This is a genomic window from Methylobacterium sp. 13MFTsu3.1M2, from assembly GCF_900112625.1.
In the GTDB taxonomy this organism is placed as follows: Bacteria; Pseudomonadota; Alphaproteobacteria; order Rhizobiales; family Beijerinckiaceae; genus Methylobacterium.
Genome location: NZ_FOMM01000027.1, coordinates 86306 through 95164, shown reverse-complemented (window position 1 = coordinate 95164; position 8859 = coordinate 86306). Strand labels below are relative to the sequence as shown.

Sequence of the window (8859 nt, the reverse complement as noted above, 5' to 3'; positions counted from 1 at the left end):
CGGCTCAGAAGCCCATCAGCACCCCGGCCGAGCCGGTCACCGTCATCGCGAGGCCGCCCAGGAAGGCGCCGATCATCGCGTAGGAGAAGCCCTTCAGGACCATGTCGTGCACTCCTTTCATCAAGCGGCGGGTCCTCAGCCGGACCCGGTCGGTTCGTCTGCAATGATGATGCCGGATCGGCCGGGCGCGTGCGGTGCGAAGAGTCACGCTGCACCGCGGAACCGTTCGGCGCGCGTTCAGGCGGTCCCGGTGAGCGGGCGTGCCGCCGGGGCCGTCTCGCTCACGCGAAATGGGCCGGCAGGCTGAGGGCCTGCGCGTAGGTCACGAGCGCGACCGCGCCGGCGATCAGGGTCGCCGCCAGGGCGATGCGGTTGGTCCAGGTCATCGTCGTCTCCATCGGGTTCGCGACTGTGTTCGCGGTGTGATCCCGATGTACGCCCAAGCTTTCGGGCCCGGCGTGTCCCGGAACACCTGCGGTCGCCGGAGCCGCTCGGAATCGCCGCGCGCGGGCCGCTCCCGGCCGCCCGGGAATCACGAGCGGCGCCCCGTCGGCGCTAGGCGGCTTGCGGCCCCGACGCGCCGTCCTTCGCCGCGGCGCGCAGGGCGGCCGGGCGCGCCCGGCAGCGGTCCAGATAGGCATCGAGGGCCGCGCTCGCCGGGAAGGCCGCGCGGCCGAAACCCAGGGCGCTGCCGATCAGGATGTCGGCGCCGGAGAACCGCGCGCCCATCACGTAGGGGCCGCGCGCCAGGGCGGCTTCCAGGCGGTCGACCACCGCCGCGTGGTTCCGGCGCTTCTGCGGCGATCCCGCGAGCTCACCCGTCAGGCCGGCGAACAGCGCGGGCTCGAACTCGGCGACGTACCAGGCCAGCCACGTCAGGTACGCGCCGCGCTCGGGAGCGCCCACCGCCGGCGCCAGCCCGGCTTCGGGGAACGTCTCCGCCAGGTAGAGCACTATGGCCTGGGACTCGGTGACCAGACCGCCCGCGTGCAGGACGGCCGGGACGCGCTTGTCGGGATGCGGGTTGGTGGCGTCCGGCACGCCCTCGCCCGTCATCGGCCGGAAGATCGAGACCGGCGCGATGGTGTAGGGAACTCCCATCTCCTCCAAGAGCCAGACGATGCGCGAGGAGCGCGATTGCGGGGCGTGGTACAGGGTGATCATGGCGCGGTTCCTGTCGGCACGGCGCGCGGGATGGCCGTGGCGGGAGGACTTGTAGGGACACCCTGCTGACAGCATTCTGTCAGCAGGAGTCGGTGGATGCGGCGCGCGGACAGGCTGTTTCAGATCATCCAGATCCTGCGCCGCTCGCCGCGCCCGGTGACGGCCGCCGAGATCGCCGGAGAGCTGGAGGTCTCGGTCCGCACGGTCTACCGCGACGTCGCCGACCTCGTCGGCCAGCGCGTGCCGATCCAGGGCGAGGCCGGGCTCGGCTACGTGCTCGGCGAGGCGTTCGACATGCCGCCGCTGATGCTGACGCCCGACGAGATCGAGGCGGCCGTCCTCGGCGCGCAGTGGGTCGCGGGACGGGGCGAGCCGGTCCTCGCCAAGGCGGCGCGCGATCTCATCGCCAAGATCACCGCCGTGGTCCCCGAGCGCCTGCGCCCGCTCATCGCCGATCCGTCGATCGGCACGCCGACGGCCTTCGCGCAGGCCGCGGACGGGATCGACGTCGCCCGCGCGCGGACCTGGATCCGCGAGGGCCGCAAGATCCGCATCCAGTACCGCGACGTCCGCGGCGATCCGAGCCGGCGCGTGATCTGGCCGGTGATCGTCGGGTTCTTCGATCAGGCCCGGATGGTGGCCGGCTGGTGCGAGCTGCGCGGGGCGTTCCGGCACTTCCGCACGGACCGGATCACGGACGCCGAGTTCCTGGAGGAGCGGCACGGCCTCCGGCCCGCCGTCCTGCGTGCGCGCTGGAAGCGGAGCCTGCCGGACCGGCAGGAGGCGGCGAACCCCGCCGCGCCGGCCGCGCCGTAGGGCCGGATGACAGGGCCACGCGGAATGACCTGGCGACCCCGGTAGGGCTCGAACCTACGACCTGCCGCTTAGAAGGCGGCTGCTCTATCCAGCTGAGCTACGGAGTCGGGGCCAGGCGGCCCCAGAAGCCACGGGCTCGCCCGAGGGTCAAGCGCGCGGGGCGAGGACCGGCGCGGCGTCCCGGATCGGGCCGAGGATGGAGAGACTGCCCCGCGGCGATGCGCCGGACGCGCCTTAGCGATCCGGCGCCGGGAGCGGGCCGGGGTTGCGCGTCGCCGCGGATCCGGTCAGGCCGGAGCGCGGTTCATGCCGGGGCGCCGCGCCCCCGTCGGGAGACCGAGCTTGACCGCGCCGAGTCCCACAGCCTCGCCCCCCGGACGTGTCCGGCGCCGCCGCCTCGCCGCTGGCCGGGGCAGCCTGAGCCGGCCGGGCGGCGACCTGCGGCGCCTGCCCACGGGCCTCGACCTCCGGAACGTGCGGCTCGTGGAGGGCGTGCGCGCCGCCTTCGCGTTCGGCGTCGTCATCCTCCTCAACATCTGGATCCAGTGGTCGCCGCTGCTGACCATGGCGCTCGCCGCCAACCTCGCCTGCTTCTGCGACAACGGCGGCCCGATGCGGGCGCGCCTGCGCGTCCTCACCGCCTTCTCGTTCCTCGGCGGCCTGCTCTGGGCCGGCCTCGGCCTGATCCAGCCCCTCGGCCTGCCGGTGGTCGTCCCGGTCGCCTGCGCGCTGATCTTCGCCTGCTCGTACGCGCGCGTCTGGAGCGTGCAGGCCCAGTCGGCCGGCAACGTGCTCGTGGTGGTGCTGTGCATCGCCCTCGACCGGCCGCTCGACGTCGCGCAGGCGGCCGTCACCGCGGCGATGTTCGCGGCCGGCGGTCTCTGGGCGACCTTCCTGGCCCTGGTCATCTGGCGGCTGCACCCGTACCGCCCGGCCCACCGGGCGGTGGCGGAGGTCTGGCACAATCTCGCCCGGCTCTGCGGCGACCTCGAGCGGCTCGTCGCCCTGCCGGAGCCCGACACGGCCGCCTTCGATGGCCACGCGCGGGGCCACCGCCGCGGCGTGCGGGCGAGCATCGAGACCGCGCGGACCATGATCCTCGACCTCGCCCGCTCCCGCGAGCGGGTCTCGGACCGCACCGCCCAGGCCCTGCTGCGCCTGGAGAGCGCCGAGCAGATCTTCGCCGCGCTGATCGCCGTGGGCGAGTTGATCGACAGCCGGCCCGACGCGCGCCGCCGGGCGCTCGCCAAGGTCTTCCTGCGGCGCCTGCGCCCCCTGCTGGTGACCATCGCCCGGGCGATCCGCGACGACGTCAACCTCGACCTCGGCCGCCTGGAGCACTCCATTGTCCGGGTGGCCGACGGCCTGTCGGAGGACCCGACCTTGGCCCGCCTCGCCGACCGGATCGCCGGGCGCGTGCGGCTCGGCGCCAAGCTGTCGACGCCGGAGGGCTACCGGCCCGGCGGCACGATCACGGAGGGCGGCAGCCTCGACCGCTGGACCCGCTACGTCGGGCCGCTGGCGCAGAACTTCACCCTGGCCTCGCCCAACCTGCGGCACGCCCTGCGGGCGAGCGCGGTCGCGGCGCCGGCGCTCGCGGCCACCCTGACCTACGCGGGCGCCTTCACGCACTGGCTGGTGATGACCGTGGTGCTCACCATGCAGCCCTTCTACGCGGCGACGTGGCAGCGGGCCCTGGAGCGGATCGGCGGCACGGTGCTGGGCGGCCTCGTGGGGGCCGTGCTCGCCTACTACGCCACGAGCCCGCTGGCGGAGGCCGGGCTCATCCTCGTGCTCAGCATCGTCGGCTTCGCGGCGCGCCAGATCTCGTACGGGTTCTTCGTCACCTGCCTGACGCCCCTCGTGGTGCTGCTCGTCGAATTGCTGGAGCCCGGCCACAGCTCCTGGGAGATCGTCGCCATGCGGGGCGGCTTCACGGTGCTGGGCGGCGTGATCGCGGTGGCGAGCTGCCTCGTGCTTTGGCCGATCTGGGAGCCCGATCAGGTCCGGCAGGAGCTGCGCCGGGCGCTGAAGGCCCAGGCCGGGCTCGCCGAGGCGGTGCTCCGCGCGCCGCCCGGCGAGGGCCGCGAGGCCGCGATCGCGGCGCAGAGCCGCGAGGCCGGCCTCGCCCTCAACGATCTGGAGGCGGCGCTCTCCCGCGCCCTGCAGCAGCCCCGGGCCGGCAGCCACCCGGAGGTGGAATCCGCCCTGGTGGCCGACGCGACCCTGCGCCGGATCAGCGCCCGGCTGATCGTCCTGCGGCACGCCCCGGAGGCGGCCGCCCCCGAGGCGGAGCCGTGGCGGGCCTGGATCACCGCGACCCTGGCGGCACTGGGCGCGGACAGGCCCGTGCCCGAGCGGCCGGCGCTGGATCGCGGACAGTCGCTCGTGCGCCTCGTCAGCCAGGTCGATCTTCTGGTGGGAACCCTGCGGCCCGGGGAGATCCGGACCGCGACGGTTGCGGATGGCGGAGCCCCGGCTTCGAGCAACGGGACCGCGGCGCGGGCCGGTCAGCCCGTCCTGCCGTCCTGACGGACGGCCCCCCGTCAGAACCGCGGCAGGGCGTTGGCCGGGCCGCCGGCATGCGGGCCGCTGTAGCGGTAGGCGGCTGGCCGGGCCGGGCCGGCGGCGTCCCGGTACAGGACGGGGGCGTTGCCGACCCAGCCCGAATAGGCCGAGGCCGGGTAGGGCGAGTGCTTCGAGTCCAGGCCCTGCGCGAGGGCGGGCGTGGCGACCGCGGCGACCAGGGCGGCGGCGGCGAGCATGCGAACGGTCATGATGATCTCCGAGTGTCTTCGTATGACTTCAGCGGGAAGTCATCCGGTCAACCGTGTCGAGTGAGGAAGATCGTCGTCGCGATGCGCTGGGCGGCGGTCTTGATCGCTCCGGCTTTGCTTGGCCGAATGTGACCTCTCAACGGAGATACTCTGCCCCGGGTTCGACCGCCGCCGTGCGCTGGCGCACGGGGAGACGCGGCGCGGGCCGGAAGGCGCGCGACGGGTCCAGGCACGGCCGGGGATGCGTCCCGCGCCGAAGCGTGGCACAGACCGCGGCCTGAGAGGGATGCAGACCATGCGGCTGATCGTCGGCCTCGGAAACCCGGGCGCGCGCTACGCGGGCAACCGCCACAATATCGGCTTCCTCGCCGTCGACGCGATCGCCCGCCAGCACCGGGCGAGCCCGTTCCGCCACCGGTTCCAGGGCGAGGCCGCCGAGGTGGTGCTGGGCACCGAGCGGGCGATCCTGCTGAAGCCCTCGACCTTCATGAACGAGTCCGGCCGCGCGGTCTCGGAGGCGCAGCGCTTCTACAAGATCCCGCTGGCCGACGTGATCGTTCTGCACGACGAGCTCGACCTCGCCCCCGCCAAGCTCCGGGTGAAGCTCGGCGGCGGCAATGCCGGCCATAACGGCCTGCGCTCGATCACCGCGCAGTGCGGCAACGACTACCGCCGGGTGCGGCTCGGCATCGGCCATCCCGGCGACAAGGCGCTGGTCCACGCCTACGTGCTCAACGATTTCGGCAAGGCCGAGCTGCCCTGGGTCGAGGATCTCTGCCGGGCGGTGGCCGACCACGCCGCCCTGCTCGCCGCCGGCGAGGACGCGAGCTTCCAGAACAAGGTCCACCTCGCCATGGCCGGCCGCGGCTGGGATGACGTGAAGACGCTGGGCGCCAGAAATTGACACGCCCACACGGGGACGGGATATCGGGGCGGGCGAGAAGGTCCGATGAAGGCGGTGCGTCGCGCCCGGCTGTCGGCGGTTCGATTGCCTCCCGGCGGCCGCGGCCCGGCGCGTCGGTGTCGCGCGCGCTCGACCGAGGACGGGGCGCGCGGCGTCGTGTTCGCGGGCCCGATTCTCATCAACCCATTCCGCGCGTCGCCCGACGACGCGCTGCGACGGAACTGACCCATGGGCTTCAAATGCGGCATCGTCGGCCTGCCGAACGTCGGCAAGTCGACCCTCTTCAACGCGCTGACGCAGACGGCGGCCGCCCAGGCGGCGAACTACCCGTTCTGCACCATCGAGCCGAATGTCGGCGAGGTGGCGGTGCCGGATCCGCGGCTGAATGACCTCGCCCGGATCGCCTCCTCGAAGGAGATCATCCCGACGCGGCTGACCTTCGTGGACATCGCCGGCCTCGTGCGCGGCGCCTCCAAGGGCGAGGGCCTGGGCAACCAGTTCCTGGCCAATATCCGCGAGGTCGACGCCATCGCCCACGTGGTCCGCTGCTTCACGGACGGCGACGTCACCCACGTGGAGGGCAAGGTCGATCCGGCCGCCGACATCGAGACCATCGAGACCGAGCTGATGCTCGCCGACCTCGACAGCCTGGAGCGCCGCGCCCAGTCGCTGGAGAAGAAGGCCAAGGGCGCCGACAAGGAGGCCAAGGAGACCCTCGACCTCGTCAACCGCGCCCTGCCGCTGCTGCGCGACGGCAAGCCCGCCCGCCTCGTGGAGCGCAAGCCCGACGAGGAGAAGCTGTTCCAGTCGCTCGGCCTGATGACGGCCAAGCCCGTCCTCTACGTCTGCAATGTCGACGAGGGCGACGCCGACAAGGGCAACGCCTACTCGGACGCGGTCTTCGCCCGCGCCAAGGCGGAGGGCGCCGTGGCGGTAGTGGTCTCGGCCAAGATCGAGAGCGAGATCGCCGTGATGCCGGAGGCCGACCAGGCCGAGTTCCTGGAGGCGGTGGGCCTCGCCGAGCCGGGCCTGAACCGGGTGATCCGCGCCGGCTACGACCTGCTCGGCCTCGTCACCTACTTCACGGTCGGCCCCAAGGAGGCCCGCGCCTGGACGATCACCAAGGGCACCCGCGCCCCCGGGGCGGCCGGGGTGATCCACTCGGATTTCGAGAAGGGCTTCATCCGCGCCGAGACCATCGCGTTCAAGGACTACACGGCGCTCAACGGCGAGGCCGGGGCCCGGGACGCCGGCAAGCTCCGGCTGGAGGGCAAGGAGTACGTGGTGCAGGACGGCGACGTGCTGCACTTCCGCTTCGCCAACTGAGGTCGGCCCCACCCCGTCATCGCGCGCGCAGCGACGCGACCCAGGGCAGCGCGACATCGGTGAGCGCGGCGCCGCCTGGATTGCTTCGCTCCGCTCGCAAGGACGGCGATCCCGATCGCCTGCCCCACTGATCAACGTGACGAGCCCGCCATGCCCGATCCCGCCCTGGAAGACTTCTCCGTCGGCGACGTGATCGTCGGGGAGCCGCTGACGGTGACCCGCGACGACATCGTGGGCTTCGCGAAGGATTTCGATTTCCAGCCCTTCCACCTCGACGAGGCGGCGGCGGAGACGACCTTCGCGGGCCGGCTGATCGGCTCGGGCTGGCACACGGCGGCCCTGGGCATGCGCCTGCTCCAGCAGGGGCCGTTCCGGGGCGGCTCGTCGCTGGGCGCGCCCGGCATCGACGAGCTGCGGTGGCTCGCGCCGGTCCTGCCGGGGGACGCGCTGACGCTGACCTTCCGGGTCGCGGGCCTGCGCGACTCGGCCTCGAAGCCGGGCCTCGGCTTCCTGACCGCCGAGGTCGCCCTCGCCAACCAGCGCGGCGAGACGGTCCTGACCCAGCGCTTCACCTTCATGCTGGCCCGCCGCGGCACCGATCCCCTGCCCCCGCGGCCCGTGGAGATCGGTGTGCCGGGGCCGGTCACCGAGCCGGAGGATGCCGAGATCCTGCCGTTCCTGCGGGACGCCGAGATCGGCGCCGTGCGGGAGCTGGGCGCCTACCCGTTCAGCGCCGAGGCGATCGTGGCCTTCGCGCGGGCCTACGACCCGCAGGCCTTCCACCTCGACCACGACGCGGCCAAGCGCAGCCATTTCGGCGGCCTCTGCGCCTCCGGCTGGCACACGACCGCCGCCTACATGAACCGGATGCTCACGACCCGCGCCCGGGACGCCGCCTACACGGCCGCCCGCGGGCCGGTCCCGGAGGCGGGCCCCTCCCCCGGGTTCAAGAACCTGCGCTGGCTGAAGCCGGTCTACGCGGGCGACACGGTCCGGTTCAGCGCCAAGCTCACCGACAAGCGTGCCTCGGCGTCGCGGCCGGGCTGGGGCTTGGCCTTCGCGCGCAACACCGGGGTGAACCAGCGCGGCGAGGCGGTCTTCGCCTTCGACAGCGCGGTCTTCCACCAGTGGGAGCCGTGAGCGGGCCTCAGGCCGGCGCCTTGCCGAGCACCGCGAGGGACTGACCCAGATACACGCCCGACGGCCACGGCGCCGCCGTGCCGTCGAGGAACGTCACGCTGTCGAAGCCGATATGGTCGGCCCAGGTCTGCCAGACGCTGCGCTCGATGAACGTGTTGAGGTGCGGCACCGTGCTGGTGCGCTGCTCGCCGACCGTCTTGGTGAAGACGCCCCAGTGCGAGGCCATGCTGAACTCGAGGAACGAGGCCACGACGCGGCCCCCGGGCCTGAGGGCGCGGTGCATCTCCTCCAGGTAGATGTAGCACTCCGTGTGCAGGAGATGCGTGAACACGCTGAAGGCCGAGACAAGGTCGATGCTGCCGTCGGCGACCGGCAGCGACAGCGCCGTGTTCCGGGCGAAGCGGTAGTCCCTGGGACAGCGGCGCTTCGCGTAGTCCAGCAGGTCCTGGACGACGTCGAGGCCCAGATACGCGACGCTCGCGGTGCGGGCGAGATGCACCGCCAGGCGCCCGGAGCCGCACCCGAAATCGACCACCGACTGGCCGTCCCGGAGCCCGAAATGCTGGAGGATCTCGCACTCGATCGCGCCGATGCGGTCGTAGTCGCCGCCCACCGCCACGCTCATCGCCTCGTCCAGGGGCAGGTCGCGCATCAGTTGGCGGACGTACGCCTCGTAATCCTCGACGAAATGAAATTTCGCCATCGCGGCCACCTCGAAGGTGTCGAGATCGG

The 8859-nt window shown here is 72.8% G+C and carries 8 protein-coding genes and 1 tRNA gene; 5 read left to right on the top strand and 4 right to left on the bottom strand.

What is annotated here, in order from left to right; genetic code table 11:
• Window positions 1-555: 555 nt before the first annotated feature.
• Entirely contained in the window at window positions 556-1164 is a 609-nt protein-coding gene (locus tag BM314_RS24345) for a glutathione S-transferase family protein (RefSeq protein ID WP_091980808.1), read from the bottom strand.
• 96 nt (window positions 1165-1260) lie between these two features.
• Between BM314_RS24345 and BM314_RS24340 the strand changes: the two genes are divergently transcribed.
• Entirely contained in the window at window positions 1261-1980 is a 720-nt protein-coding gene (locus BM314_RS24340; protein ID WP_091980806.1) for a helix-turn-helix transcriptional regulator, read from the top strand.
• A gap of 30 nt (window positions 1981-2010) precedes the next feature.
• On the opposite strand, the gene BM314_RS24335 is transcribed toward BM314_RS24340, so the two are convergent.
• A tRNA-Arg gene (locus BM314_RS24335) sits at window positions 2011-2087 on the bottom strand.
• A gap of 235 nt (window positions 2088-2322) precedes the next feature.
• Between BM314_RS24335 and BM314_RS24330 the strand changes: the two genes are divergently transcribed.
• A complete protein-coding gene (locus tag BM314_RS24330) occupies window positions 2323-4512 on the top strand; it encodes an FUSC family protein (protein ID WP_170868169.1) in 2190 nt (729 codons plus the stop codon).
• 14 nt (window positions 4513-4526) lie between these two features.
• Here BM314_RS24330 and BM314_RS24325 read toward each other — a convergent pair whose 3' ends face one another.
• Entirely contained in the window at window positions 4527-4757 is a 231-nt protein-coding gene (locus BM314_RS24325; protein ID WP_020094261.1) for a hypothetical protein, read from the bottom strand.
• A gap of 295 nt (window positions 4758-5052) precedes the next feature.
• Here BM314_RS24325 and pth point away from each other — a divergent pair, with 295 nt between their 5' ends.
• The 3 genes from pth to BM314_RS24310 all read left to right on the top strand — a co-directional run bounded on the left by pth (window position 5053) and on the right by BM314_RS24310 (window position 8127).
• Window positions 5053-5661, top strand: a complete 609-nt coding sequence (gene pth / locus BM314_RS24320; RefSeq protein ID WP_091682753.1) for an aminoacyl-tRNA hydrolase — start codon at window positions 5053-5055, stop codon at window positions 5659-5661.
• Window positions 5662-5889: 228 nt separating this feature from the next.
• The gene (gene ychF / locus BM314_RS24315) at window positions 5890-6987 is read left to right on the top strand and encodes a redox-regulated ATPase YchF (RefSeq protein ID WP_056533557.1); all 1098 of its coding nucleotides are present in this window, start codon (window positions 5890-5892) and stop codon (window positions 6985-6987) included.
• A gap of 150 nt (window positions 6988-7137) precedes the next feature.
• Window positions 7138-8127, top strand: a complete 990-nt coding sequence (locus BM314_RS24310; protein WP_056533555.1) for a MaoC family dehydratase — start codon at window positions 7138-7140, stop codon at window positions 8125-8127.
• Between the two features lie 7 nt (window positions 8128-8134).
• On the opposite strand, the gene BM314_RS24305 is transcribed toward BM314_RS24310, so the two are convergent.
• Window positions 8135-8830: a class I SAM-dependent methyltransferase gene (locus tag BM314_RS24305; RefSeq protein ID WP_091980816.1), complete on the bottom strand. Its 696-nt coding sequence runs from the start codon at window positions 8828-8830 to the stop codon at window positions 8135-8137.
• Between the last annotated feature and the right edge of the window lie 29 nt (window positions 8831-8859).

Excerpts from the sequence above, each read along its gene's own strand:
- BM314_RS24345 (WP_091980808.1), bottom strand. The coding sequence starts at position 1,164 with ATGATCACCCTGTACCACGCCCCGCAATCGCGCTCCTCGCGCATCGTC.
- BM314_RS24340 (WP_091980806.1), top strand. The coding sequence starts at position 1,261 with ATGCGGCGCGCGGACAGGCTGTTTCAGATCATCCAGATCCTGCGCCGC.
- BM314_RS24325 (WP_020094261.1), bottom strand. The coding sequence starts at position 4,757 with ATGACCGTTCGCATGCTCGCCGCCGCCGCCCTGGTCGCCGCGGTCGCC.
- pth (WP_091682753.1), top strand. The coding sequence starts at position 5,053 with ATGCGGCTGATCGTCGGCCTCGGAAACCCGGGCGCGCGCTACGCGGGC.
- ychF (WP_056533557.1), top strand. The coding sequence starts at position 5,890 with ATGGGCTTCAAATGCGGCATCGTCGGCCTGCCGAACGTCGGCAAGTCG.
- BM314_RS24310 (WP_056533555.1), top strand. The coding sequence starts at position 7,138 with ATGCCCGATCCCGCCCTGGAAGACTTCTCCGTCGGCGACGTGATCGTC.
- BM314_RS24305 (WP_091980816.1), bottom strand. The coding sequence starts at position 8,830 with ATGGCGAAATTTCATTTCGTCGAGGATTACGAGGCGTACGTCCGCCAA.